This window comes from Streptomyces sp. NPDC046465 (genome assembly GCF_040646035.1).
Classification (GTDB): Bacteria; Actinomycetota; Actinomycetes; order Streptomycetales; family Streptomycetaceae; genus Streptomyces.
This window is the reverse complement of the sequence record NZ_JBEYZK010000013.1, coordinates 32477-58275: the sequence shown is the minus strand read 5'-3', so window position 1 is coordinate 58275 and position 25799 is coordinate 32477. Positions and strand designations below refer to the sequence as shown.

The window sequence follows — 25799 nt, the reverse complement described above, 5'->3', positions numbered from 1 at the left end:
CTATGTCAGTCTCCACATAGGGCCACGGAGGCACGTAATGCCTGTATGGCAGAATCTGCCACCGTAATGGCGCAAGCAAGCAGCGCAGACAGTGCAGGCAGCACAGACAGCGCAGGCAGCACAGGCAGCACAGGCAGTGCGGACAAAGGGTGGCAATCAGCGGTGCGTCGTCGGCAGTTCCTTCTCCACGCGGCCGGTCTCACCGGCGCCACCGCGCTCGGCGCCGGCGGCCTCAGCGCCTGTTCAGCGGAGACCGACACCCCACTCAAACTCCTCGTGGCCAGCTACGACAAGAGCGTGGGCTCCTCGATCGGCGACCAGTGGGGCAGTCTCATCGCCGCCTTCGAGAAGGCCCACCCGGACATCAAGGTCGACCTCGAACGCATCCCGTTCGCCAAGCTCGACCGGACCCTGGCCCGGCGCGTGAAGGACGGCGACGCCCCCGACATCGCCCAGTCCAACTTCTTCGCGCCCTACGCCTATGAGAACAAGCTCTACGGCGCGTCCGACCTCTTCGACGTCCGCACCGAGGGCGACTTCCTCCGCTCCTACGCGGAGGCGGGCATGGTCGACCGCGTCCAGTACGGCCTGCCCTTCCTCGCCAGCACCCCGCGTCTCTTCTACAACCAGGCCCTCTTCAAACAGGCCCGTATCGAGGCCCCCCGCTCCTGGGCCGAACTGCGGGACGCCGCCAAGGCGTTGCAGGCGATCGGCGTGCCCACCCCCTACGGCCTGCAGCTGGGCCCGGAGGCCGCCGAGGACGAGGTGCTCGCCTGGCTGCTCGCGGACGGCGGCGGCTACGCCGGTCTCATGGGCTACGACTTCGCCAACCCCAGCAACATCGACACCCTCACCTGGCTGCGCGACCACCTCGTACGGCCGGGCCTTGCGGGCGCCGACCCGAAGGCGCTGACGAGGACGGACGCGTACGCCCAGTTCCTGCGCGGCAAGATCGGCATGATGATCGCGCATCCGGTCCTGATGGGCGCCGCCGACCAGGCCAAGTTCCCGTACGCGCACGCCCCGTTCCCCAAGAAGCTCGGCGGCGCCGCACCGCCCGTGGGACTCAACGACTGGCTGATGGCGTTCAAACGGAACGGGCGGCGCGAACAGTGCGGCACGTTCCTGAGCTACCTGTACGGCCGCAAGTCCGCCCTGGAGTACGGCGGGAGCCAGTCCGCCCTGCCGGTGACGAGCTCGGCGTCGGACGCCCTGCGCAAGGATCCGAAGCAGCGCCCGATGTGGGACTTCATCGACCAGATGCCGCAGGCGCAGTTCCAGCCGACGAACCTCGGCTCGTGGCCGGAGGTCAGGAGCGCCGTACGCCGCCACATCGGCGAGGCGGTCGCCGCGGGCGGCAACCCGAAGGACGTCCTGGAGTCCCTGGACACGGCGGCGGCCCAGGCCGAGCTGTAACGCCCGGCCGGGACCGACGAGCCGTACACCCCGATACGCCCCCCCCGATCACGCCTCCTGCCCCCCGATCACGCCCCCGGATCACGCCTCCCGGTCAGGAGGTCAACGCCGGTTCCTGTACGGGGATTTCGTCGTCGCCACCCGAGACGGGACCCTCATCCGGGCCTGCCCCCTCGACGTGCTGCCGCGGCTTCGCGGGCAGCGCGAACATCAGCAGGAAGATGACCACGAGGACGCCCATCACCCACCACAGCGCGTTCTGGAACCCGTCCGCGAACTCCGCCGGGATGCGGTTCGGCGCGACGTGCTCGTCGATCACTCCGAAGAAGGCCACCGAGACCAGGCCGAGGCCGAGCGCGTTGCCCATCTGCTGCACGGTGTTGATGAGGCCGGAGGCCGAACCGGCGTGCTCCTGCGGGACGTCGGAGAGGACCGCGTCGGTGATCGGGGCCACGATCAGGCCCATGCCGATGCCCATCACCGCGAGCGGCAGCGCCATCTGCCAGGAGGTTATGTCCGCGCCGTAGCGGTCGGCCTCCCAGATGTAGATGAGCACACCCGCGGCCATCGTCAGGGCACCGGTTTGCAGCACCTTGCGGCCGAAGCGGGGCACGAGCTTCTGCACGGAGATGCCGGCCGCCGCCGAGACGGCGATCGAGAACGGTACGCCGGTGACCCCGGCGCGCAGCGCGGTCCAGCCGAGGCCGACCTGCATGTAGAGGGTCCAGACGAGGAAGAAGATGCCGAGCGCGATGCCGAACACGGTCTGCACCGCGATGCCCGCCGCGAAGCTCTTCACCTTGAACAGCGAGAGCTCCACCAGCGGCGAACCGTCCTTGGCGGCCTTCCACTTCTCGTACGCGATGAGGGCGCCGAAGACGACGAAGGCGCCCGCCATCATGACGTACCCCCAAACCGGCCAGTCCAGCTCGCGGCCGCGGGTCAGCGGGTAGAGCAGCATCAGCAGGCCGAGCGAGACCAGGACGACGCCGACGAGGTCGAGCTTGAGGGCCCTCGGCGCCCTGGACTCGGCGATGAACTTGCGGCCGAGCAACAGACCGACGATGCCGACCGGCAGGTTGATGAGGAAGATCGGCCGCCACTGGAGGCCGAAGATGTTCCACTCGGTGAGCAGCGCGCCGAGCAGCGGCCCGGAGACGGCGCCGAGGCCGACGACCATGCCGAAGAGGCCGAAGACCTTGCCGCGCTCGTGCGCCGGGAAGGTCGCGTGCACGATCGAGAGGACCTGCGGCACCATCATGGCGGCCATGCCGCCCTGGAGGATGCGCGAGGCGACCAGCATCTCCGGGTTCACCGCGAAGCCGCAGAGCGCGGAGGCGATGGTGAATCCGGTGATGCCTATGAGGAAGAGCCGCTTGCGGCCGTGGATGTCACCGAGCCGCCCGCCGGTGATGAGACCCGCGGCGAAAGCGAGCGCGTAGCCCGCGGTGATCCACTGGATCTGGCTGAGGCTTGCGCCCTCGTTCCGCTGGATGGACGGAATCGCGATATTGACGATCGTCACGTCGACGAGGTCCATGAAGGCGGCTGTCATCACGATGGCCAGGGCGAACCAGCGCCGCCGGTCGCCGGTGGCCACCGGCGTCCCGGGTACTGAAGTGGTGCTCGGTGAAGTCATGCTGATCAGGCTAGAGGCCATGTAGGACAGCTAACGACCTAATTCTCCGGCATCCTGGACGCCATGACGACGGACGGCGTGAGCATAGGCGGCATGGCAGGCGCCACCAGGGCGAGCAGCGCCGCGACCAGCCGCACCGCTACGAACAACACCGCAGCCAGCCGCACCGCGACCAGCGGCTCGTCGGCCGGTACCGACACCCCCGCCCGCCTCTTCCAGCTCCTCTCACTCCTCCAGACGCCCCGCGAATGGCCCGGCGCCGAGCTCTCCGAGCGGCTCGGCGTCAGCAGGCGCACGGTGCGGCGCGACATCGACCGGCTGCGGGACCTCGGCTATCCGGTGCGGGCCAGCCAGGGCGCGACCGGCGGCTACCGCTTGGTCGCGGGCAAGGCCATGCCGCCGCTGGTCCTGGACGACGAGGAGGCGGTGGCCATCGCGGTCGGCCTGCGGGCCGGGGCGGGGCACGCGGTGGAGGGCGTCGAGGAGGCGTCGGTCAGGGCGCTCGCCAAACTGGAACAGGTCCTGCCGACCCGCCTGCGCCACCGGGTCTCCGCGTTGCAGATCGCGACGACGCCGCTGACAAGCGGCGACGGGGCGAGCATCGCGCCGGAGACGCTGACGGTGATGGCGTCGGCCGCGGCCGGCCACGAACGCCTGCGGTTCGCCTACCGCGCGGGCGACGGCACGCAGTCGCGGCGGCTCGCGGAGCCCTACCGCCTGGTGTCGACGGGGCGGCGCTGGTATCTCGTGGCGTACGACATCGACCGCGAGGACTGGCGCACGTTCCGCGTGGACCGGGTGAGCGAGCCCTTCGCGACGGGCGCGCGCTTCGCGCCGCGGCCGCTGCCCAACGGGGACGCCGCGCAGTTCATCCGCGACTCGGTGTGGCGCGGCCGCCAGTCGTACGACCTGGACGTGACCTTCGCCGCGCCCGCGGAGTTCGTCACCGCGCGCATGCCGTCGGGGATCGGCCCCCTGGAGCCGCTGGACTCCGGCCACTGCCGCCTGCGGACCAGATCGACGGACTCCATCGAGTGGCTGGCCGTACGCCTGGCGGTGATGGACTGCGACTTCACGGTGCACGGCCCCGGCGAACTGGTGTCGTGCGTAAGGGAGATGGGCGCGCGCCTGTCCCGGGCATCGGGGACGCGGGGTCCGGACAGCTAGGCAGGCCGCCTGGGCCATCTAGGCGGCCTAGGCCATCTAGGCCATCTAGGCCGCCGCGTCGAACCCCGTATCCCGCGCCAGCTTCTTCAGTTCGAGCAGCGCGTGCTTCTCGATCTGCCGGATCCGCTCGCGGGTCAGCCCGTGCTCCTTGCCGACCTCCGTCAGCGTCCGCTCGCGGCCGTCGTCGATGCCGTACCGCATCTTGATGATGGAGGCCGTGCGCTGGTCGAGTCGGCCGATGAGGTCGTCGAGCTCCTCGCTGCGCAGCAGAGAGAGGACGGACTGCTCGGGCGAGACGGCGGAGGTGTCCTCAAGGAGGTCGCCGAACTGGGTGTCGCCGGCGTCGTCCACGCCCATGTTCAGCGAGACGGGGTCGCGCGCCCAGTCCAGGACGTCGGTGACCCGCTCGGGCGTGGAGGAGAGCTCCTTGGCGATCTCCGCGGGCTCCGGCTCCCGGCCGTTCTCACGGTTGAACTCGCGCTGCACACGGCGGATCCGGCCCAGCTCCTCCACCAGGTGGACGGGGAGGCGGATGGTGCGGGACTGGTCGGCTATGGAGCGGGTGATGGCCTGGCGGATCCACCACGTGGCGTACGTGGAGAACTTGAAGCCCTTGGCGTAGTCGAACTTCTCCACGGCGCGCACCAGGCCCGCGTTGCCCTCCTGGATCAGGTCGAGGAGGGGCAGGCCGCTGCGCGGATAGCGGCGGGCCACCGCGACGACCAGTCGGAGGTTCGAGCGGATGAAGACGTCCTTGGCCCTCTCACCGTCGGCGAAGAGCGCTTCGAGCTCCTCGCGGTCCGCGGTGACCTTGCTGTCCTCGACCTCGCCGTCCAGAATCTTGCGGGCATACACCCCGGCCTCGATGACCTGGGAGAGCTCCACTTCCTTGGCGGCGTCCAGCAGTGGCGTACGCGCGATCTCGTCGAGGTACATGCCGACCAGGTCGCGGTCGGCGATCTCCCCGCCTACGGCGCGAACACTGCGTGCCGCGTCGCTTCCGCCGGAGGCGGACTTACGACGGGCGACGGCACGGGTTGCCATGCGTGCTCCCTTGCGATGTTGTCCTGGTCGGCCCATGCGTGGGGCCTCTGTGGTGGATGGCACACCCTCGGGTGCCCTGCATCCGATGGAAACAACGACTGGAATCCGGACAGAATTCCCAAGCCGCCCATCTTTTTTCCTGACGGTGCAGTACCCTGTTCCGCCACGCAGGGCGGCCGAGCGCTGTCGGAGTGTGCAGCGTTGCAGGTCAGGCCGGGCGCCGAGGCCTGTCATCCGGTGCCAGGAAGAGCGCCGCCGTTGGCTGCCCTCCCACCCCAAAGACGGTCCGCACCGCCTCTTGGTTGCTCAGGAACGGGATTCCGGCCTCCGCCCCTCCCGAGTGCTCGGTCACGCGACGAGTACTCCAGGAAAGGGGCAGAAAGTTCGCCCGGTACGGAAGAGTCACGCGGTACGAGCCGCCACCGGACCCGTTACGAGCCGCAACCGGATCCGGTACGAGCCGCCACCGGACCCACAGGCCTAAGCCCCGGGCCCATCCCCCCACCCTCTCCGGTCCTCCGGTCCTAGTCCCGCAGCCCGTTCCGCGCCCCCGCACCCACGCCCTACCGTCCCCGCATGACCGACACCGACACCGACACGGACACCGACACCACAGGCACCCTCGACGAAGCCCTTGAGCGGCTGCACGCCTCCGGGCCCGAGCGGCACGGGCGGCTCACCAATCACGCGCCGATGGCCGTCGAAGCGCTCGCCGCGCGCGGGCAGGCCGGTTCCGTCCACCGGTGGCTCGATCTCTACGCCCCGCGCCTCGAGGAGTTTCCCGCCCCCGTCGCCCCGATCACCGACGCCGACTGGCGCACCGCGCTCGGCGACCCGCGCCGGGCGGCCGACTGGATCACGTACTTCGGCCGGGAGACCGAGGCGCGACCCTGGCGCGACGTGCTCGCCGAGTGGTGGCCGCGCCTGCTTCCCGGCCTGTACGGGGGCGCCGCGCACCCGGTGATCAGGGTGGGCCACGCCGTGCGCACCCTGGAGGAGAGTGGCAGCAACGAGCCGCGCGTGGCCGAGCTCGCACACGGCCTCGGCTACTGGGCCGCCCGGCACCGCCCCGTCACCGGCATCGCCCCGCTGCCGGGCGCCCTGAGCGCGGCGGACGCCCTGGAAGCGGTGCCGCCCATCGCCGGGCGCACGGCGGGCAGCTTCCCGGAGCGGCTCGGGCGGGTCGAGGCCCTGCCGAGGTGGGGCGCCACCGTGGCCGACCCCGAAGAGGCACGGCGCAGGCTGACCGAGCTGGTGCGGGCCGCCACCCACCGGTACGCCACCCACGGTCACGGCGACGAGACGATGCTGGTGCACGCGGCGACCGCGCCCAACGCCGTGCTGCGCGCCCTCCCCGCGCTCCCCCGCACCCTGTGGGCGCCGAGCCTGCACGCCGCGTGGACCGCGTCGGCTGCGGTCACCGCCATGTACGCGCCGGACGAGCCGGTGGCGTACACCGCGCCCGGCACGTACACCGCAGAGGAGGTCTTCGAGCGGGCCCTCGCGCACGGCGACGAACACGTCATCAAGCTGACGGACACGGCGCTCGACGTCGGCGACGAACAGGCCCTGGCGGCGGCCCTGCGCGCGATCGAACTCAGCGAGCCCCTAGTCTGACGCCGGTCACTCCCACCCCGTCACCACCACCATCACCATCGCCATCGCCATCACCCGACACCATCACCCGAACTGCACCGACCTCTTCGCGAGCCCCATCCAGAACCCGTCGATCACGCTGCGCTGCCCGCCGAGATCCCCCGCGGCCTCGGCCGCGCCGAGCGTCACGAAGAGCGGTGCGAAGTGCTCGGTGCGCGGGTGGGCGAGTTGCCCGGCCGGTGACTTGTGCCCGAAGTCGAGCAGCGCGTCCACGTCGCCAGCCTCCAGGGCCTCGTACCCCCAGGCGTCGAACTCCGCCGACCAGGAGGGGATGCCGCCCTGCCGCAGCGCGGCGAGGTTGTGCGTGAAGAAGCCGCTGCCGACGATCAGCACGCCCTCGTCGCGCAGCGGCGCCAGCTTGCGGCCGATGTCCATGAGGCGGCGCGGGTCGAGGGTCGGCAGGGAGATCTGGAGGACGGGGATGTCGGCGTCCGGGTACATCTCCACGAGCGGCACGTACGCACCGTGGTCGAGGCCGCGGTCCGGCACGTCCTGCACGGGCGTGCCGGGCGCGTGCAGCAACGCCCGTACGGACGCGGCGAGTTCCGGGGCGCCGGGCGCCGCGTACGTCACCTGGTAGTAGTGCTCGGGGAAGCCCCAGAAGTCGTACACGAGGGGCAGCGTCCTGGTGGCGGAGAGCGCGAGCGGGGCCTCCTCCCAGTGGGCGGAGACCATGAGGATCGCCTTCGGGCGCGGCAGCCCCGCGGACCAGGCGGCCAGCTCGCCGGGCCAGACCGGGTCGTCGGCGAGCGGCGGGGCGCCGTGACTGAGATACAGGGCGGGCATGCGGGACATTCGCGCACCTCCGGACGGAACCAGGTATACGAATCCAGGTATACGGATCTAGATATACGGATCTAGATCCAGGTATAGGGACGACGGACACCCAATTACTTGAAACATCAAGCTCTAACTCCCATCGAGCGTACGTCTGGTTTGTTCAAAGTTCAAGGAACGACCTCGTACAGTGGTGTACATGGATACGGCAGCGACCCCTCCCCCGGCCGACGAACCGCGCTGGCTGGACGGCGATGAGCAGCGCGTCTGGCGCGCCTACCTCCAGGCGACCACGCTCCTCGACGACTACCTCGACCGCCAGTTGCAGCGCGACGCGGGCATGCCGCACATGTACTACGGCATATTGGTCCAGCTGTCCGACGCCCCCCGGCGGCGGCTGCGGATGACCGAGTTGGCCAAGACGATGAAGATCACCCGGTCCCGGCTCTCGCACGCGGTCGCCCGCCTGGAGAAGAGCGGCTGGGTGCGGCGCGAGGACTGCCCCTCCGACAAGCGCGGGCAGCTCGCGATCCTCACGGACGAGGGCTTCGAGGTGCTGCGCAGGACGGCTCCCGGCCATGTCACCGCCGTCCGCCAGGCCCTCTTCGACCGGCTTACCCCCGAACAGCAGAAGTCCCTCGGCGAGATCATGACGATCGTCGCCGAGGGACTTCAGCCGAAGGAGGCCGGGGCGGACCTTCCTTGGCTCCGCTAGACGCTCACCTCTAGACGCTCACCTGCGGAGGGGCGGTGCCCCTCAGCGGCATCAGTGCGCCAGCACCGGGACCTTCACCTCGTCCTCGACGCCGTCCTCCGAGGAGGCCGAGGCGTTGCCGCTCTGGGCGCCCGTGGTGATGAGCGTCGCCGCGAGCACCGCGGAGACCACCAGGATGCCGACCGACCACCAGATGGCGCTGATGTAGCCCTCGACCATGGCCTGGGCCTGGAGGAGCTTCGGGTTGGTCGCGCCCGCCGCGTGGTCCGTGAGGTACGCGGTCGTCGCCGAGGCGGCGATGGTGTTCAGGAGAGCCGTGCCGATGGCGCCGCCGACCTGCTGCGAGGTGTTGACCATCGCGGAGGCGACACCGGCGTCACGGGCCTCGACGCCGTGCGTGGCCAGCGACATGGCGGGCATGAACGCCGTACCCATGCCCAGACCCAGCATCAGCTGCCCGGGCAGGATCAGACCGGCGTACGAGCTGCCGATCTCCATCTGCGTCAGGAGCAGCATGCCGAGGGCGGCGAGCAGGAAGCCCGGAGCCATCAGCAGCCGCGGCGGGACGCGGGTCATGAGACGGGCGCCGATCTGCGTGGAGCCGATGATCATGCCGATCATCATCGGCAGGAAGGCGAAGCCGGTCTTGACCGGCGAGTAGCCCTTCACGACCTGCAGGTAGTAGGTGAGGAACAGGAACACGCCGAACAGGACGATGACGGCGAGACCGAGCGACAAGTAGACGCCGCCGCGGTTGCGCTCGGTCAGGACGCGCAGCGGCAGCAGCGGCGACTTGACCTTGGCCTCGGTGGCGACGAACGCGACGAGCAGCACGGCGGACGCGACGAACATCGCCACGGTCAGGCCGTCCGACCAGCCCGCGGACTCGGCGCGGGTGAAGCCGTAGACCAGCGCGACCAGACCGAGGGTGGACAGGACCACGCCGGGGATGTCGAGCGGCGAGCGGTTGCGGCCACCGGCCGGCTCACGGATGACGAAGTACGCGCCCAGGGCGGCGACGACCGCGAACGGGACGTTCACGTAGAAGGTCCAGCGCCAGTTCAGGTACTCGGTGAGGAAGCCGCCGAGGACCAGGCCGACGGCGCCGCCACCACCGGCGATCGCACCGTAGATGCCGAAGGCCTTGGCGCGCTCCTTGGCGTCGGTGAACATCACCGCGAGCAGCGAGAGGGCGGCGGGCGCGAGCAGCGCGCCGAAGGCGCCCTGCAGCGCGCGGGCGCCGAGCATCATGACCTCGCCGGTGGCGGCGCCACCGAGCGCGGAGGCCGCTGCGAAGCCGACCAGGCCGGTCACGAAGGTGCGCTTGCGGCCCCACAGGTCGGCGATGCGGCCACCGAAGAGCAGCAGTCCGCCGAAGGCGAGCGCGTAGGCCGTGATGACCCACTGGCGGTTGCCGTCGGATATGCCGAGGTCCTGCTGGGCGGAGGGCAGCGCGATGTTCACGATGGTCGCGTCGAGCACGACCATCAGCTGGGCGAGAGCGATGAAGACCAGCGCTCTCCAACGGTTGGTGTCAGGCCCCGAAGAGGGCTTGAGGGCAGTGTCAGACATAAGGGGTAGCCACCTAGCGGTACGGAGTGTGCAAGAGAACGGCCTGCAGAGGAACGCCCGGAATGCCAACCGGAGAAGACGAGGCCGGAGAAGACGAGGCCGGAGAAGACGAGGCCGGAGAAGATCAAGAGGAGCTCAGAGTTCAGAGCTCAGTGGGGATCCTGGCGGAGGTCCTCCAAAGTCGCCGCCTCCCCCGGGAGCTCGGACCGGGCGGGCGCCATCAGGCCGTCCAGGAAAAGCTGCAGATGACGGTGGATGAAGCTGTCCATGCTGGGGCAGGCCGCGCCCGGCAGCGGCCGGGTGAGCTGGGAGAGGGCGACCATCAGGTCTCCGACGGCGATGTCGGTGCGCAGTTGCCCGGCCGCGCGGGCCCGCTCCATGAGGCCTTCTATGGACAGTTCGAGCTGCTCGCGGGCGTCGAGCAGTTCGGGGTGGAAGGGGTCGAAGTCGGGCGACAGCATCGGGCACATGGCGCCGATCCGCTCCTCGACGGCGGCGTGCACGAAGGTGCGCAGCGCCCCGAACGCGGCGCCCTCGGCGGCGTCCGCCGTCGCGATGCCCTGCTCGGCGAGGGCCGCGACGCGCTCCATCACCGTGCGGACGACCTGGCGGACCAGTTCGCCGCGGTCGGCGAAGTGGCGGTAGACCGTGGCGTTGCCGACGCCGGCCCGGCGCGCGACCTCGTCGAGGGGTACGTCGGCTCCGTACTCCACGAACATCTCGCGTGCGGCGGTGACGATCCGCTCCCGGTTGCGCAGGGCGTCGGCCCGCGGGCGGGCGGCTCGGCGCTGCGGGGCGGTGGCGGTATCCACGGGTACTCCTCGGTTCATCTGTTCATCGAGAGGGCCTGAAACCCCCACATTCCGGAACTCGGCTCGGACGATCCGGGGACTCTCTCCCCGTTTCACTCGAACACCCTTCTAAACGGGGAGAGAGTCCCCGGATATTTCCAGCCCCTGAATCAATCTCATGTGACCTGAGTCACACCCCCCATCGGCGAGAAACCCACGATCGGTCGCACCCAGCGAGCGCACGCGCACCCCCCGGCACAGGGTGATCGGACAGGGTGCAGCCAGGACCGGCGGCTGCCGCGGAGCGGAGGGCCATGCATGCAGCAGCCGACCTGGATGCACATACGCCCTGCCCGCCGCAGCGTCGCCCTCGTCTCCGTCGCGGCACTCGCCCTCGCGGTCACCACGTCGGCGAGCACCGGACATCTGACGGCGGACTCGCGCAGCGCGGCAGGACCGGCGTCCCTGGCCCGGAGCTCCGCCCTCAGCCCCTGCATGATCAGCGGCACGATGGGCGTGCAGATGTCGGAGGGCATGCCCACACCGCCCGGCTACGCCCGCTCCACCGGCACCGTCCGAGCCCTGAACCTGATGATCGACTTCTCTGACGCCCCCGGCCAGGGCAGCGCCAAGGACCGCCTCGCGGAGTTCTTCCCGCAGACCACCGACTGGTTCAGGACCAGTTCGTACGGCCGTCTCGACTACCGTCCCGAGACCCCGCTCCCCGACTGGCTGCGGATGCCCAAGTCGTTCGCGGAGTACGGGATAGAACGCGGCGCCCCCTTCGACCCCGCCTATCGCACGCTGGTCAAGGACATCGTGTCGACCGCCGACCCGGACGTGGACTTCCGTGCGTACGACGTCGTGAACATCCTGATCACGCCGAACGCGGGCCCCTCCGCCCTCGACACCGTCCTGTCGGTGACCTTCGCGGGGAACCACGAGGCGCCGGTCGCGGACGGCGTCCCGGTCTCCAACGCATCCTTCGTCTACAGCCGCCAGGACGACGGCTCGGGCAGCTACCACGAGACCGGTTACCGGGTGCTCCCCCACGAGAACGGCCACGTCTTCGGCCTGCCCGACCTCTACACGCAGGAGGGCGGCGGCGCGGCCGGACACTGGGACATCATGAGCGAGGACTGGGGCGCCAACAACGACCTCCTGGCCTGGCACAAGTGGAAGCTGGGCTGGCTCGACGACGACCAGATCGGCTGCGCAGCGGATCCCGGCACGACCGAGCACGTCCTGTCACCGCTGGCGGGCTCCGGCGGCACGAAGCTGGCCTTCGCCCCGCTGACCGAGAAGACGGGGTACGCGATCGAGGTCCGCACCCAGGCGGGCAACGACGAGGCGGTGTGCAAGCCGGGCGTCCTGGTCTACCGGGTGGACGCGGACGTCGACACCGGCCACGGCCCGATAACGGTCTCCGACGCGGCGCCCGACAGCGGCGGCTGCACGCGCCGCCCCAACGTCCACGCGGAGCTGTCCGACGCCCCCTACGGCGCAGGCGAGACCTTCACCGACAGCAAGACGGGGGTACGGGTGACGGTGGCGGAAGTGACCGACGAGGGCAAGTATCGCGTGCAGATCACGCGGCCGTAGCGTCCCCGCCGGAGTGGGCCCCCGGCACGGTCTGGCGGACCTGCCGCAGGAACGCGGCGTTGCTCGGCGTCTTCTTGATCCGCTCGAGCAGCGTTTCCAGGGAGCCCTGCCCCTCCCTGCCGTGCAGGGCCCGTCGCAGTCCACGCAGGGCAGTCAACTCCGAACCAGGCACCAGCAGTTCCTCACGCCGGGTGCCGGAGGGGGTGACGTCGACGGCCGGGAAGACGCGCCGGTCGGCGAGGGAGCGGTCGAGTCGCAGCTCCATGTTGCCGGTGCTCTTCAGCTCCTCGAAGTAGTAGTCGTCGGCGCGCGATCCGGTCTCGACGAGCACGGTCGCGAGCATGGTCAGGGAACCGCCCTCCTCGGCGAGGCGCGCGGCCCCGAAGAGCCGCTTCGGCCCCTGCACGGCGGCGGCGTCGACACCGCCGCTGAGGGTGCGCCCGCTGCCGGTGGCGGCGTTGTTGAACGCGCGGCAGAGACGGGTGAGCGAGTCGAAGAGCATCACCACGTCCTTCCCGTCCTCGACCATGCGCTTGGCGCGCTCGACGGCGAGTTCGGCGAGGGCGATGTGTTCCTTGGCGGGCCGGTCGAAGGTCGAGGCGAGCACCTCGCCGCGGACCGAACGCCGCATGTCGGTGACCTCTTCGGGCCGCTCGTCGAGGAGGACGACCATGAGGTGGCACTCGGGGTGGTTCTGGGCGACGGCCGCGGCGATCTGCTGGAGCAACACGGTCTTGCCGGTCTTCGGCGGGGCGACGATCAGGCCGCGCTGTCCCTTGCCGACGGGCGCGACGAGGTCGACGAGCCGGGTGGCGGCGGGCCCGTCCGTGGTCTCCAGGCGGAGCCGTTCGCGGGGATGCAGCGGAGTGAGGTCCCCGAACCGGCGCCGCCCCCGCAGCTCCTCGACAGCCCGCCCGTTGACCCGCTCGGCCCCGGCGAGCACGCGGGGCCGCCCGCAGACGCCTTCGACGAAGTCCCCTGACCGCAGCCCGAGTTGACGGATGACGGCGCCAGGAACCTGCACATCGCGGGGCCCTGCCACCCCCTCACGCCCGCGCAGGAACCCACGCCCGTCGCGCCCGACATCGAGAACTCCCGTACAGGCATGCCCAGTTGTTCCGGTCTTCGTATCGATTTCAGTACTGGTGACAGTCATGGCGAGTTGATCCTTTCGCGGACACGCGGATACGTGAATACACGGGAGAGGCCCGACGGGGCGGCAACAACCACACCCCGCACGACGGGCGGAGAAGAGAACCACTGCGAGGCAGTGAGAGAAGAAAGAAGGGCCAGAGCGGCCCGACACACCCCGGCCAGAGAAAGCCAGGAGGAGAAGAGGGTCACAGCACGGGCGCCCGGAACGGGGCGTAACACACGTACTGCTTGCAAGGTAACACACGGACGACCGGACGCCCCAGACCTTTTTCCCGCCGGGGGGCGACCTCCATAGAGAGGACATACGTTAGGTTAGGCTTACCTAACGAGTTGGGGGAGGTCGCTCACACCATGCCAGAGCACATACCGAACGAGTCGCACGCCGAGGGCGAGTTCGCCGGGCGGACGGCTCTGGTGACCGGCGCGGGCCAGGGCATCGGTGCCGCCGTCGCCGCCATGCTCGCCGACCGGGGCGCCCATGTGGTCGCCACCGACCGTGACGCGCACGGCATCAACGAACTGGCCGCCGCGTCCAGGACGGCACCCGGCACGGTCACGCCCCGCGTCATGGACGTCACCGACGCCGACGCGGTCGCCTCCGTCATCGCCGGCATCGTCCGCGACCACGGCGCCCTCGACCTCCTCGTGAACGTGGCGGGCATTCTGCGCAGCTCCACCGTGGCCCAACTGACCGACGCCGACTGGGCCGACACGTTCGCCGTGAACGCCACGGGCGTCTTCCACACCTCGCGCGCCGCCGCCTCCCACATGACGGCGCGCGGCTCCGGCTGCATCATCACCGTCGGCTCCAACGCCGCCGGAATCTCCCGTACCGGCATGGCCGCGTACGCCGCGTCCAAAGCGGCGGCCGCGGCGTTCACCAAGTGCCTCGGCCTGGAGATCGCCCGCAGCGGCGTGCGCTGCAACGTCGTGGCGCCCGGCACCACGGACACGGCGATGCAACGCTCGCTCTGGCCCGACGACGCGGCGTCCGAGGCCCCGGCCGGAGTCCTCGACGGCGACCTGCGGACGTATCGCACAGGCATCCCGCTCGGCCGCATCGCCGACCCCCAGGACATCGCCGACGCGGTGCTGTTCCTCGCCTCGGACCGCGCCCGGCACATCACCCTGCAGGAGCTGTACGTGGACGGCGGCGCGACACTGCGCTGAACAGCGCGGCCCGCACCCGGGAACGCTCCGGAGGGGGTGTGGGGGTATGTGCGAACGGAGCACCGAGCACACTGTGCCGCCGTTGTCCGCACGGCGTGACGCAGGGATAGCGAGTACGCACATACCCCCGCGCCCCCGCCCCACAACACCCCGGCCACAGAGCCCCCGCACCCGCTGAACCAAACCACACCCCCACCCACCGTTCACGCGCCCCCACAGCACCCCCACGCACCCGCACCCGCACGCACCACACGCACGCACGCACCCGCACGCACCCGCACCCGCACCGCCTCCCGCCCAAACCCCACCTGAGAATTGGAGCCCCCGTGTCGACGGCACCCCAGGTAGCCACTCACGTCACGACGGCCGAGCAGGCCCACCCTGTCGTAGGAGCGGCCACCGCGCTCCTCGCCGCCTACACCCCCGGGGAACGGTTCCTGGCGACGCCCACCCGGACCCTGCTCACCGACGGCGTACACGCCGAAGTACCGCACGACGAGAGACCGTTGCCCGAGCGCGTGGCCACCACCCTGGCCGCCGCCCGCCGCGCCGGAATCAACGAGCCGTACGTCGTCGGCGCGGTCCCCTTCGACCACACGGCCCCCGCCGCACTGACCGTCCCCGAAACCCTGCGCACCGCGCCCCCGCTCGCCGCGGACCCCCTGATCGCGCTGCCCACCGAAACGCCGGACCCCGCGGGCTGGCAGCTGCGCCCGGTGCCCTCCCCCGAGGAGTACGGGGCCGGGGTGGCCGCCGCCGTGGACCGCATGTGGCGCGGCGACTTCAGCAAGGTCGTCCTCGCCCGCACCCTCGAACTCACCGCGCCCACCCCGCTGGACCTCCCCGCGATGCTCCAACGCCTGGCCCGCCGCGACCCCAACGGTTACACCTTCGCGCTGCCGACGACCCCGGGCCGCACCCTCATCGGCGCCAGCCCCGAACTGCTCGTCTCGCGCCGCGGCAACAAGGTCGTCGCGAACCCCCTCGCGGGCTCGACACCGCGCAGCGACGACCTCGCCGAGGACGTGCGCCGGGCCGCCGCCCTCCTGGAGTCGGCCAAGGACCTGCACGAACACTCCGTCGTGGTGGACGGCGTGCACCAGGCGCTCGCCACCTTCTGCACCGACCTGAGCGTCCCACCCCGCCCCACGCTCGTCCGCACAGCGGCCATGTGGCACCTGTCCACCACGGTGACCGGCACCCTCACCGACCCCGACGCGTCCGCCCTCGAACTGGCCTGCGCGCTGCACCCCACCCCCGCGGTCTGCGGCACGCCGACGGCGACCGCGCGCGAGGTGATCCGCGAGACGGAACCGTTCGACCGCGGCTTCTTCACGGGAGTGGTCGGCTGGGGCGACGCGAACGGCGACGGCGAGTGGGTCGTGACGATCCGCTGCGCCGAGGCCGAGGAGCGCGGTCTGCGGCTGTACGCGGGTGCGGGCGTGGTCGCCGCGTCGGACCCGGCGGCGGAGACGGCCGAGACGGGCGCGAAGTTCCGTACGTTCCTGAACGCGGTGGGAGTAGAGCTGTGAGCGCAGGCATCACACCGGAAGCACCCACCTGGCCGCAGGAGTTCGCGGACCGCTACCGCGCAGCGGGCTGGTGGCGGGGCGAGACGTTCGGCGGGATGCTGCGCGAGCGCGCGGCAGAGCACCCGGACCGCATAGCGATCGTGGACCCCGGCGGGCCGACATCGCGACGCTGGACATACGGCGAACTGGACCGCCGATCAGACCACTTGGCCGCGGGCCTGCTCGCGAGGGGCATCGGCAAGGGCGACAAGGTGGTCGTCCAACTGCCCAACGTCGCCGAGTTCTTCGAGACGGTCTTCGCCCTGTTCCGCATCGGCGCACTGCCGGTCTTCGCGCTGCCCGCGCACCGCGAGACGGAGATCCGCTACTTCTGCGAGTTCACCGAGGCGGTGGCGTACGTCATCCCGCAGGAGCTCGGCGGCTTCGACTACCGCGGCCTGGCGGCGAAGCTGATCGACGAAGTCCCCACGCTGAAGCACGTGTTCGTGGCGATCGGCGACGCGGGCCCGTTCGAGGCGCTGCCCGACGTGGCCACGGCCCCTACCCCTACCCCTACCCCAACCCCAACCCCTTCCCCGCCCGCCCCTTCCCCGCCCGCCCCGTCCGACCTGGCGTTCCTCCAGCTCTCCGGCGGCAGCACAGGCGTCCCGAAGCTGATCCCCCGCACCCACGACGACTACATCTACTCACTGCGCGGCTCGAACGAGCTCTGCGCGGTCGACGAGAACAGCGTCTACCTCGTGGCCCTCCCCGCGGCCCACAACTTCCCGCTCTCCTCGCCGGGTTCGCTCGGCGCGCTGTACGCGGGCGCCCGCGTCGTGCTCTGCCCGCAGCCCAGCCCCGAGACCGCCTTCCCCCTCATCGAGGCCGAGGGAGTCACCATCACCGGCCTGGTCCCGCCGCTCGCCCTGCTCTGGACGGAGGCGGCGCCGTCGACCGCGTACGACCTGAGCAGCCTGGAGGTGCTCCTGGTCGGCGGCGCAAAGTTCAGCGAGGAGGCGGCGCGCCGGGTGAAGCCCGCGCTGGATTGCACGCTGCAGCAGGTCTTCGGCATGGCGGAGGGCCTGGTCAACTACACGCGCCTGGACGACTCCGCGGAGACGATCGTCACCACGCAGGGCCGGCCGATCTCGCCGGACGACGAGATCCGTGTCGTCGACGACGAGGACAACGACCTGCCGGTAGGCGAGACGGGCCACCTGCTGACCCGCGGCCCGTACACGATCCGCGGCTACTGGAAGGCTCCCGAGCACAACGCCCGCTCCTTCACGGTGGACGGCTTCTACCGCACGGGCGATGTCGTCCGCCTCACCGAGACCGGCCACATCGTCGTCGAGGGCCGGGCGAAGGACCAGATCAACCGGGGCGGCGAGAAGATCGCGGCCGAGGAGGTGGAGAACCACATCCTCGCCCACCCGTCCGTGCACGACGCGAACGTGGTCGCCGAGCCCGACGCGTATCTGGGCGAGCGGACGTGCGCGTACGTGGTCCTGCGGGCGGGCACCGAGCCGCTGAAGCCGGCCGCCATCAGGAAGTTCGTGCGGGAGCGGGGCCTGGCGGCCTACAAGGTGCCGGACCGCGTCGAGTTCGTGGAGGTCTTCCCGCACACCGGGGTAGGCAAGATCTCCAAGAAGGACCTGCGAGCGGCCGCCCCACGGACGCCCGCGCCTGCCACTCCCTCCCCCTCTCCGGCCCCGTAAGCCCAACCCGAACGGAACGCCCGCCACCATGGCCCTCCCCGCCATCACCCCCTATCCGATGCCGTCGCGCGACGAGCTGCCGACCAACCGCGTCGACTGGAAGGTCGACCCGTCCCGCGCCGTGCTCCTCGTGCACGACCTGCAGAACTACTTCCTCTCGGCGTACGACCGGACGGCGTCACCCGTGCCGGAACTCCTCGCCCACGTAGCGGAGTTGAAGCGGTCGGCGGACCACCTCGGCGTCCCGGTCGTGCACACCGCGCAGCCCGGCGGCCAGACCCCCGCCGAGCGCGGGCTCCAGCAGGACTTCTGGGGTCCGGGCCTGCCCGACGACGCGCACGCGGCGGCGATCGCGGCGGAGATCGGCCCGGCGCCCGCCGACACGGTGCTCACGAAGTGGAAGTACAGCGGCTTCGTCCGCACCGACCTCCTGGAGCGGATGCGCGAACAGGGCCGCGACCAGCTGATCATCACCGGCGTCTACGCCCACATCGGCGTCCTGATGACGGCGTGCGACGCGTGGATGCAGGACATCCAGGCGTTCGTGGTCGCGGACGCGGTGGCGGACTTCTCGGCGGACGACCACGCGATGGCGCTGCGCTGGGCGGCGGGCAAGTGCGCGGTCGTCACGACGACGGGGGCGGTGTTCGCGCCGGAGGCGTAGGGGGCTGATCCCCGGACCGCCGTCCGGCACTCGCTTGGGCACCCGCTTGGGCACCCGCTTCGGCACTCGCTCCCGCACGCGCTTCGGCACCGTCGAGTGCGGCGGTCAGCGCGTTGAGCCGAGTACGGAGATCCCGCACCTCGCCGAGGGACAGCCCGGTGGACTCGGCGATGGCGCGGGGCACGCCCCGGGCCTTCTCGCGGAGGGCGATGCCTTCGTCGGTGAGCCGGACGGCCACGGACCGCTCGTCCTCCGGGCTCCGCCGCCGCTCCACGTACCCCGTCGCCTCAAGCCGCTTGAGCAGCGGCGAGAGCGTCCCGGAGTCGAGCCGCAGCCGCTCCCCGATCTTCTTGACGGGCAGCTCGTCATGCTCCCAGAGCACGAGCATCACCAGGTACTGGGGATAGGTCAGCCCCAGCTCCTTCAGCGCGGTGCGGTAGACGCCGTTGAAGGCGCGGGCAGCCGCGTGCAGCGAGAAGCAGATCTGCTCGTCGAGCCGGAGAAAGTCCTCGTCCCGTAGGTCGTCATCCATACTCCCAGCCTACAAGCCGCCATCACCACACCCAATTAAATTGTGCGCAACTAAGTTGCACACAACTAACTAGCGTGCTCTACTCGTAAGCAGACGCAGCCACCCGGCACCGAACGCGATGAACGGCATGGCCGGGATAGCCGGGATAGCCGGGATAGCCGGGATAGCCGGGACGAACGGAAAGAGGACCACCATGGACGCGCTGTACACCGCAGTAGCCACCGCCAACGGCCGCGAGGGCCGCGCCGTCAGCTCCGACGGCCAGATCGACCTGCGGCTCGGCCTCCCCACGGCCCTGGGCGGCAACGATCAGGGCACCAACCCCGAGCAGCTCTTCGCCGCCGGGTATGCGGCATGCTTCGCCAGCGCGATGAGCAACGTCGCGCGCCAGGAGAAGATCGACATCACGGACGTCTCAGTGACGGCCGAGGTCAGCATCGGCAAGGACACCGACGGCGGGTTCGGTCTCGCCGTGGTGATGCGGGCCGAGCTCCCGGACCACCTGCAGGGCCCCGCGGGCGAGGACCTCCTGAACAAGACGCACGCCTTCTGCCCCTACTCCAAGGCGACCCGCGGCAACATCCCGGTGGAGCTGGTGATCGAGTAGGACCTACGCGCCCACGGCCGAGGTCGAGGCGGAGGCGGAGGCGGAGGTCGAGGTCGAGGTCGAGGCGGAGGCCGGGGCCACGCGCCAGACGCGGGCGAGCTCGGCCAGCGGCACACCGAGGACCTCACTGAGCCGGACGACGGTGCCGAACGCAGGCGTAGGCAGCCGACCGGTCTCGATCTTACGGAGCGTCTCGGGCGAGATATCCGCCGCGAGGGCCACGTCGACGGGGCTACGCCCGGCCCGGGCAGCACGCAGCGCGGCCCCGAGGCGTCGGCCCGCCTCGATCTGTTCGGGGGCGAGCGGGTGGCGAACCATGCGGACAGGGTAGGGGCGCCGTAGTTCGAGCGGCAACCACGCCGCCCAGGTTCTGGTATAACTTTACCGGTCAAACTATACCGGTAGCTTTATACCGGCCGAAGAATGCCGACCGGCCCCGCGGAAAACGAGGATCGCAGTGATCGAGCACAAGTCGCCCAAGGACATCGAGCGCATGCATGTGACCGGCCGCTTCGTCGGCCAGGTCCTTGAGGAGCTCGGCGACCTCGCCGCGGTCGGGGTCGACCTGATGGACCTGGAGCATCACGCCCGCCGCCGCATCAAGGAACGCGGCGCGGAGTCCTGCTACTGGGACTACGCGCCCTCGTTCGGCAAGGGCCCCTTCCGCAACGTGGTGTGCCTCTCGGTCAACGACGCGGTGCTGCACGGCCTGCCGCACAAGTACAAGCTGCGCGACGGCGATGTGCTGACCATGGACATGGCCGTGACCATCGACGGCTGGTCCGCGGACTCGGCCCACACCGTGATCGTCGGCACCCCGGACGCGGAGGACGTACGGCTGATCGAGGCCACGGAGGTCGCCCTGGAGGCCGCGATCAAGGTGGCCCTGCCGGGCAACCGGCTCGGCGACATCTCGGCGGCGATCGGCGCGGTGGCCGCGGAGTACGGCTACCCGGTCAACCTGGAGTTCGGCGGCCACGGCATCGGCCGCACGATGCACGAGGACCTGCACATCCCCAACGACGGCCGGCCCGGCCGCGGCTGGAAGCTGCGCCCCGGCCTGACGATCGCCATCGAGCCCTGGTTCGCCCGCGGCACGAACAAGATCATCTTCGACAAGGACGGCTGGACGATCCGCTCGGCCGACGGCTCCCGCACGGCCCACTCCGAACACACGGTCGCGATCACCGAGGACGCCCCCCTGGTCCTCACCCACCGCCCCCGCCACCTCGCCGCGACCGCCCCGACACCGCCCACGCCCTGAGCCCCACCTCCCGAGCCCCACCTAGGGCGGATCCCACGAAATCTCCACCCGCTACACTGTCGGCGGTGGCGCGGGCCGACCCACACCACCAGAACTGCCGGAAGCGCTCAACACGCTCTCCGACAGATCCCCGCCTTCGTAGCTCAGGGGATAGAGCACCGCTCTCCTAAAGCGGGTGTCGCAGGTTCGAATCCTGCCGGGGGCACCAGGTCAGAACGGCTAAGGCCCAGGTCACGGAGCAAGTCTCCGGTCTTGGGCCTTCGTTGTGTGCAGCCTGGCTACCGCCCCAAACGGTCTCACTACACCGCAACTACCGAAGATCATCGTCCAAATATCGCCCAACCGATCTCTGCGTTTCCGCAGATGGGCGCCGGGCTGCGGACGTCGCCGACGCAGACCGCCCCCGCACTGAAGCGCGCAGGGGGCGGCCCCAAGTGCCGGGTCCGCCACGAGGGGGGTACCAAGTTGGACGGTTCCGGCACGTTCAAGGTGGGGGGTGATCCATCTATGTGTAACAGGTCGTTCCGGTCCAGGGTATCGCCCTTTCGAGTGAACGTATGTTCTATTACCGACCGTACCTCTAGCCCTACGGCATATGCCAGAGCCGCAGGGCTAGCTGATCGTCGCCTGGTGAGGCGCACAGAGATGCTGGACAGAAGGGCGCGGGCGGGGTCCTGGGGCGCGCCGAAGATTTGCCGTCGTCTCACACCTGATCTCCCTGAGGCGGGAGTGTGTGCAGATGGCACTTGATTGCGTTCCGTTCACACGAGGTGTGTAGCGACGCCCGCGCCCCCCTGAAGGTCAGCCGGCGGGGGTGCCGCTACCCGGACACATCTCGCGACCGCCGCCGTGGGGTTGGTGGGGCGGCATGGGCTGTCCCGTCTCGACGCCGGAGTAGGTGCCGCACTGCTGGCACACGCCAAAGCACAGGCCGGGATCGAATCGGCGGGCGGGCTGGTGGTCACACATGATCAGTTCTCCCTCGGGTGGTGGGATGGTGCTGATTGGTGTGGTGCACTCCGCCGCTCGGCCAGAGGCCTGCGGGGAGGGTCAAATCTTGCGGATAAACGTCTTCTCGCCGTTGTGCCAGACGATCGTCACGCCCTGCTGAGTTTCGCCTTCACGGGGCGACCAGGCGTCGAGAGACGCAATCTCAGGAGACTCAGCCGCGCTGACCACGCCAGCCAGCCAGGCATCCGGCGTGCCTGTCACCGGGGCGGCCACGACCGGCGCCGGCGTTGCCTGAATGTCCGCTGTAGGGGTGCCGTGCTTCGCACCCTCGGCGAGCTGGCCGTACACCTGCCACCGCACCTCGCGCCCGGCGACGGTGACGGCCAGGCCGTACGGATATGCGGTTTCCCCTGCCTCGGCGAGGGTCTGCACACGCTGGACATCGGGCGAGTTCTTCAGCAGGTCGACAGCAAAATCTTGGAACGCGGCGGGGCGCATTTGTGATCATTCCTCTCGTGGCGGCTCAGCCATCCTATGAGCGGGCGCCGACAGATCACGGGCTACTGCCCTCGCCGCTCGCAGTGCAGGACTCTCCGCGTGTAGGACATGCTGACACCGGCAGGGGCACTCCGTTTCACAGCCGACGAGGAGGTTCCCCTCCTCGACGATCAGTGACGTGCCGCCGTCGCAGACATGCAGTTCCACCACGTCCGCGGTGAGGAGCTGCTGCAGGCACGGTCCGCACGGCACGAGGGTGGAGCCTGCGGGCTGGTCGCCTTCCGTGATGCTCATGGGGTCTTCTCCACTTCTCCACTCAGTGGCTGGTGACGGCCCGCCCCGTGGCCGGCGTGGGGCGAGCCGTCCTTCCCGACTCCGCAGCGCTCCCGACGAGGTCGCGGGCCGAGGTTCAGGGGGTGCGGCGTACATAGGTGGGCCGCTTCAGGCACGTCTCGTGCAGCGAGACGCTGCGGCCGCCGGCCGACATGGAGACCTTCACGACCGTCACCACCGTCTGACCGCAGGTGATCGGCTCGTCGCAGCGCCAGCAGAACCGCGGGCCCTCACTCATCGCTGGCCGCATGCTCGGCGGTGCGGTGGAGGACGAGCCGGGTCTCTCGAAGCGCCCGCCGGATCCGTGTCGCCTGCGTGCAGTCCTCCTCGGCCCTGCAGGTGGCGCACTCCACGGTGTGCAGGAGGAGGATCTCGTAGACCTCCTGCTCGTGCTGCACCAGCTCGGACCTCTCCATGAGGCTCACCGGTGCCCCCTGGAGCGCGCGCTGCGGGCGATGTGGACGAGCGCGGCGACGGACGGCACCGGGCACAGGTCGCCGACGATGCGGGGCCGCACTGCCCAGTGCAGGCCGGTCGGGCCGCGGAGGTCGGAGGCGGGGATGCTGAGGAAGTGCCCGGTGCCCAGCATCGGGGCTTCGTCGGGGTACGCCCATCGCGCCGTCGGGTACTTCTCGACCAGCGCGTAGTACGTGTTCTGCGGGGCATTGTGGATGACCGGGCCGCAGAGCAGCTCGGCCAGCGTCCGGGCCACCACGTCGAGGTCGTCGGTGCCGACGCCCGCGTACACGATGGGCGCGGGCAGGCACACCGAGTTGAACCTCTTGCCGAGCGGCAGCAGGGCGCTACCGCGCTCCTGCCACTCTCGGTGGGCTTGTTGTGGCTCTTGCTGGGCACGCGCGAGCCAGTCGAAGGCCGCCGGGGTGCCTCTTGGAGTGGTCATAAGGGACGCCTCACAGTCGCGGTGATGTGCCTCACATCGGTGACCGTAGGCAGCCCGTGCTCAGCTCGCCCGAGCTGACAGTTCGGGTGGACCACAGGCTCGTCAGCTACACCAAGCCCATCCGCTGCGCGAGTTGCTCGGCCTGCCGCGCGTGCATAGCTCGCGCCCGGCGAATCACCGTGAGCACCAGCTGCCGCGCGAGCGGCGTGCGAGCCAAATCCTCCGGGGCGACGACCTCCAAGCCGAGGAGGGCCAGCAAAACGGCAGCGTCATCCCGGCGCTGGCTGTGACAGGCGGCCACCTCCAGCCCGAAGGTGAACTCACGCTCGATCGAGGGCAACCCACTGATGTCGATGGCGTCCGCAGTGTGCAGAGCCTCGCCGGTCTCGCCCGCCTCCATCTCGATGGACAGGGCGTGAAGCGCGATGTTCGTCGGTCCGAACACCGTCCAACCGATGTTGCTGACGTCGGGCACCGCGCGGGCCGCGGGCGCCGCATACTCGACCAATCGATCACGCGCCTCCCACCACCGGCGCCGACGTGACGCCCCAAGCACAGCCACCAATTGGAGAGCGCCGGCCATCGCGGTTCGCTCGACATCCGGCATCTGCGCGGTGGCAACGTCCTCAGCAGCCCGCAGCGCGAGTTCCTCAGCCTCGGCAGGCTGGCCAGCTGCGAGCAGGACGTGCCCCAAGTTCCACTGAGCGGCGGCGATACGTAGTGGATCGTCAGCGTCTTCAGCGGCGCGCATCGCCCGGTCCGCCGCGATAGTGGCAAGGTCGACGCGGCCGGTACGACGCAGGTACGAGCGGAGCAGGCAGTACAGGTCGGCGGCCGCACGAAGCGTGCTTCGGCGCTCTCCGGGATCGGTGCCGCCCCGAGCTGCCCGCGCGGCGTGCTCGACATCGGCGACCAGTTGGGGCAGTGCCTCGGCCGCCTGAGTGAATCGGTCGCCAGCGGTCTGCCAGGACTGCCAGGCGGCTTCCACCCTGTCTCTCAGCTCGGCAGCTGCGACGGGCGCCGAACTGAGGGCGGGCCCATAGCCGAGCAGAGCTCGGGCGACCGCCGACTCCGCAGAGTCCGTCGGCTCTTCGTCCTCTGGTGGTCGGTCCGACAACAGTGCCGCAGTGGGCACTCCCAGCTCCTGCGCGAGGGCATACAAGATGGACAGCGAAGGCACCTTGAGACCGCGCTCGATCTGGGACAGGTAGTCGGGAGAGATCCCCACCAGCCCAGCAACCGCATCTTGTCGGCGGCCTCCGCGGTAGTGCTTGATCCGGTCCCCGATCGGGAGGTCTGCTGCAACCATGCGCCCGCTCCTCGCTCTGTTCTCTGAGCGTAGGGTGCCCGCAAGGTGGGGACACGGGAATGCACCGAGAGAGGGGGCACCGTGGCGAAGCTGGTGCTGTGGGACATCGACCACACGCTCATGTCCATGCGTGGGCTCGGCGGCGAGCTGTGGGCCGTCGCGTTTGAGGAGGTGACGGGTGTGCCGCTGCGTGAGCAGGCGTCTGTGACCGGGTCGACGGAGCGTGTGATTCTGCGGGAGACGGCGAAGTTGCACGACATCCCCTTCAGCGATGAGCTGTTCGCGCGTTTCGCTGACGCGCTCGGCGCCGTCCACCTGCGGCGGGCTGCCGAAGTACGCGAACGCGGTCATGCGCTGCCCGGCGCCGCCACGGTCCTGGCAGCGCTCGACGCGCGCGGGGTCCGGCAGTCCGTGGTGACCGGCAACGTTCGCACGGTCGCCGAGGTGAAGTTGGCGACGTTCGGCCTCGACACGCACCTCCGCCTCGACGACGGCGCGTACGGGGAGGACGGCGAGGAGCGGCCTGAGCTACTGCGCGCCGCGTTGGCCCGCGCGGGCATCTTGACGGAGGACGCCGTGTTCCTCGGGGACACCCCTGCCGATGTGGCGGGCGGGCACGGCGCTGGTGTGCGGGTTGTAGCGGTCGCCACGGGCAAGACGTCTCAAGCCGAGTTGCAAGAAGCTGGCGCCGAGGCCGTCCTCGACGGACTCGCCGACACAGAGCAGGCCATGGCCGCGATCGGGATATGACGAAAGAGCCCCCTCCCGCCCGAAGGCGGAAGGGGGAATCTCCGGCATTCGCTC

The 25799-nt window shown here is 70.2% G+C and carries 25 protein-coding genes, 1 tRNA gene and 1 pseudogene; 14 read left to right on the top strand and 13 right to left on the bottom strand.

Features of this window, described 5'->3' with window-relative positions; translation table 11 throughout:
• The first annotated feature begins 162 nt into the window (after positions 1-162).
• The gene (locus ABZ953_RS21230) at positions 163-1416 is read left to right on the top strand and encodes an extracellular solute-binding protein (protein WP_361726080.1); all 1254 of its coding nucleotides are present in this window, start codon (positions 163-165) and stop codon (positions 1414-1416) included.
• A gap of 94 nt (positions 1417-1510) precedes the next feature.
• Here ABZ953_RS21230 and ABZ953_RS21225 read toward each other — a convergent pair whose 3' ends face one another.
• A complete protein-coding gene (locus ABZ953_RS21225; protein ID WP_361726077.1) occupies positions 1511-3055 on the bottom strand; it encodes an MFS transporter in 1545 nt (514 codons plus the stop codon).
• 63 nt (positions 3056-3118) lie between these two features.
• Between ABZ953_RS21225 and ABZ953_RS21220 the strand changes: the two genes are divergently transcribed.
• Entirely contained in the window at positions 3119-4222 is a 1104-nt protein-coding gene (locus ABZ953_RS21220; RefSeq protein WP_361726074.1) for a YafY family protein, read from the top strand.
• Positions 4223-4267: 45 nt separating this feature from the next.
• On the opposite strand, the gene ABZ953_RS21215 is transcribed toward ABZ953_RS21220, so the two are convergent.
• Positions 4268-5266, bottom strand: coding sequence for a sigma-70 family RNA polymerase sigma factor (locus ABZ953_RS21215; protein WP_361726071.1), 999 nt, complete (start codon positions 5264-5266; stop codon positions 4268-4270).
• A gap of 244 nt (positions 5267-5510) precedes the next feature.
• Between ABZ953_RS21215 and ABZ953_RS21210 the strand changes: the two are divergent.
• Positions 5511-5633, top strand: a pseudogene (locus ABZ953_RS21210) (GNAT family N-acetyltransferase); the annotation flags it as partial.
• Between the two features lie 209 nt (positions 5634-5842).
• Positions 5843-6883, top strand: coding sequence for a questin oxidase family protein (locus ABZ953_RS21205; protein ID WP_361726068.1), 1041 nt, complete (start codon positions 5843-5845; stop codon positions 6881-6883).
• Positions 6884-6946: 63 nt separating this feature from the next.
• On the opposite strand, the gene ABZ953_RS21200 is transcribed toward ABZ953_RS21205, so the two are convergent.
• Positions 6947-7717: a class III extradiol ring-cleavage dioxygenase gene (locus ABZ953_RS21200; RefSeq protein ID WP_361726065.1), complete on the bottom strand. Its 771-nt coding sequence runs from the start codon at positions 7715-7717 to the stop codon at positions 6947-6949.
• A 181-nt stretch (positions 7718-7898) separates the two neighbouring features.
• On the opposite strand from ABZ953_RS21200, the gene ABZ953_RS21195 reads away from it, so the two are divergent.
• Positions 7899-8414: a MarR family transcriptional regulator gene (locus tag ABZ953_RS21195; RefSeq protein WP_361726062.1), complete on the top strand. Its 516-nt coding sequence runs from the start codon at positions 7899-7901 to the stop codon at positions 8412-8414.
• 51 nt (positions 8415-8465) lie between these two features.
• On the opposite strand, the gene ABZ953_RS21190 is transcribed toward ABZ953_RS21195, so the two are convergent.
• Both ABZ953_RS21190 and ABZ953_RS21185 read right to left on the bottom strand, forming a co-directional pair.
• Complete coding sequence (locus ABZ953_RS21190) at positions 8466-9986, bottom strand: MFS transporter (protein WP_361726059.1); 1521 nt, start codon at positions 9984-9986, stop codon at positions 8466-8468.
• Positions 9987-10135: 149 nt separating this feature from the next.
• Positions 10136-10798 (bottom strand): TetR/AcrR family transcriptional regulator, encoded by a 663-nt coding sequence (locus tag ABZ953_RS21185; protein WP_361726056.1) that lies wholly within the window; start codon positions 10796-10798, stop codon positions 10136-10138.
• A gap of 297 nt (positions 10799-11095) precedes the next feature.
• Here ABZ953_RS21185 and ABZ953_RS21180 point away from each other — a divergent pair, with 297 nt between their 5' ends.
• On the top strand, positions 11096-12379 hold the full coding sequence (locus ABZ953_RS21180; protein WP_361726054.1) for a M6 family metalloprotease domain-containing protein: 1284 nt from the start codon (positions 11096-11098) through the stop codon (positions 12377-12379).
• On the opposite strand, the gene rho is transcribed toward ABZ953_RS21180, so the two are convergent.
• On the bottom strand, positions 12366-13838 hold the full coding sequence (rho, locus tag ABZ953_RS21175) for a transcription termination factor Rho (RefSeq protein WP_361726051.1): 1473 nt from the start codon (positions 13836-13838) through the stop codon (positions 12366-12368). The genes ABZ953_RS21180 and rho overlap by 14 nt on opposite strands.
• Before the next feature lie 47 nt (positions 13839-13885).
• Here rho and ABZ953_RS21170 point away from each other — a divergent pair, with 47 nt between their 5' ends.
• The 4 genes from ABZ953_RS21170 to ABZ953_RS21155 all read left to right on the top strand — a co-directional run bounded on the left by ABZ953_RS21170 (position 13886) and on the right by ABZ953_RS21155 (position 18600).
• Entirely contained in the window at positions 13886-14704 is an 819-nt protein-coding gene (locus ABZ953_RS21170; protein ID WP_361726048.1) for a 2,3-dihydro-2,3-dihydroxybenzoate dehydrogenase, read from the top strand.
• A 326-nt stretch (positions 14705-15030) separates the two neighbouring features.
• Positions 15031-16236 carry an isochorismate synthase DhbC gene (dhbC, locus tag ABZ953_RS21165; RefSeq protein WP_361726045.1) on the top strand — a complete coding sequence of 402 codons (1206 nt, stop codon included), beginning with the start codon at positions 15031-15033 and terminating at the stop codon, positions 16234-16236.
• Positions 16233-17936 (top strand): (2,3-dihydroxybenzoyl)adenylate synthase, encoded by a 1704-nt coding sequence (locus ABZ953_RS21160; RefSeq protein ID WP_361726042.1) that lies wholly within the window; start codon positions 16233-16235, stop codon positions 17934-17936. The genes dhbC and ABZ953_RS21160 overlap by 4 nt, the downstream gene beginning before the upstream one ends.
• A 28-nt stretch (positions 17937-17964) precedes the next feature.
• Positions 17965-18600: an isochorismatase family protein gene (locus ABZ953_RS21155; protein ID WP_361726039.1), complete on the top strand. Its 636-nt coding sequence runs from the start codon at positions 17965-17967 to the stop codon at positions 18598-18600.
• Here ABZ953_RS21155 and ABZ953_RS21150 read toward each other — a convergent pair.
• Positions 18563-19132: a MarR family transcriptional regulator gene (locus ABZ953_RS21150; protein ID WP_361726037.1), complete on the bottom strand. Its 570-nt coding sequence runs from the start codon at positions 19130-19132 to the stop codon at positions 18563-18565. The two genes, ABZ953_RS21155 and ABZ953_RS21150, sit on opposite strands and share 38 nt — an antisense overlap.
• Positions 19133-19325: 193 nt before the next feature.
• Between ABZ953_RS21150 and ABZ953_RS21145 the strand changes: the two genes are divergently transcribed.
• Entirely contained in the window at positions 19326-19739 is a 414-nt protein-coding gene (locus tag ABZ953_RS21145; RefSeq protein WP_361726034.1) for an organic hydroperoxide resistance protein, read from the top strand.
• A 3-nt stretch (positions 19740-19742) separates the two neighbouring features.
• On the opposite strand, the gene ABZ953_RS21140 is transcribed toward ABZ953_RS21145, so the two are convergent.
• Complete coding sequence (locus ABZ953_RS21140) at positions 19743-20057, bottom strand: helix-turn-helix transcriptional regulator (protein WP_361726031.1); 315 nt, start codon at positions 20055-20057, stop codon at positions 19743-19745.
• Between the two features lie 139 nt (positions 20058-20196).
• On the opposite strand from ABZ953_RS21140, the gene map reads away from it, so the two are divergent.
• Complete coding sequence (gene map / locus ABZ953_RS21135) at positions 20197-21003, top strand: type I methionyl aminopeptidase (RefSeq protein WP_361726028.1); 807 nt, start codon at positions 20197-20199, stop codon at positions 21001-21003.
• A gap of 132 nt (positions 21004-21135) precedes the next feature.
• Positions 21136-21211: transfer RNA gene (locus ABZ953_RS21130), tRNA-Arg, on the top strand.
• Between the two features lie 842 nt (positions 21212-22053).
• Here the strand turns inward: ABZ953_RS21130 and ABZ953_RS21125 are convergent.
• The 5 genes from ABZ953_RS21125 to ABZ953_RS21105 form a co-directional block, all read right to left on the bottom strand.
• The gene (locus ABZ953_RS21125) at positions 22054-22452 is read right to left on the bottom strand and encodes a hypothetical protein (protein WP_361726025.1); all 399 of its coding nucleotides are present in this window, start codon (positions 22450-22452) and stop codon (positions 22054-22056) included.
• A gap of 409 nt (positions 22453-22861) precedes the next feature.
• Positions 22862-23023 (bottom strand): hypothetical protein, encoded by a 162-nt coding sequence (locus ABZ953_RS21120; protein ID WP_361726022.1) that lies wholly within the window; start codon positions 23021-23023, stop codon positions 22862-22864.
• Positions 23016-23210, bottom strand: coding sequence for a hypothetical protein (locus ABZ953_RS21115; protein ID WP_361726019.1), 195 nt, complete (start codon positions 23208-23210; stop codon positions 23016-23018). The genes ABZ953_RS21120 and ABZ953_RS21115 overlap by 8 nt, the downstream gene beginning before the upstream one ends.
• Positions 23207-23686 carry a hypothetical protein gene (locus ABZ953_RS21110; RefSeq protein ID WP_361726016.1) on the bottom strand — a complete coding sequence of 160 codons (480 nt, stop codon included), beginning with the start codon at positions 23684-23686 and terminating at the stop codon, positions 23207-23209. Before ABZ953_RS21110 ends, ABZ953_RS21115 begins: the two co-directional genes overlap by 4 nt.
• Before the next feature lie 106 nt (positions 23687-23792).
• Entirely contained in the window at positions 23793-24995 is a 1203-nt protein-coding gene (locus tag ABZ953_RS21105; RefSeq protein ID WP_361726013.1) for a helix-turn-helix domain-containing protein, read from the bottom strand.
• Between the two features lie 81 nt (positions 24996-25076).
• On the opposite strand from ABZ953_RS21105, the gene ABZ953_RS21100 reads away from it, so the two are divergent.
• Positions 25077-25745, top strand: a complete 669-nt coding sequence (locus ABZ953_RS21100) for an HAD family hydrolase (protein ID WP_361726010.1) — start codon at positions 25077-25079, stop codon at positions 25743-25745.
• Positions 25746-25799: the final 54 nt, after the last annotated feature.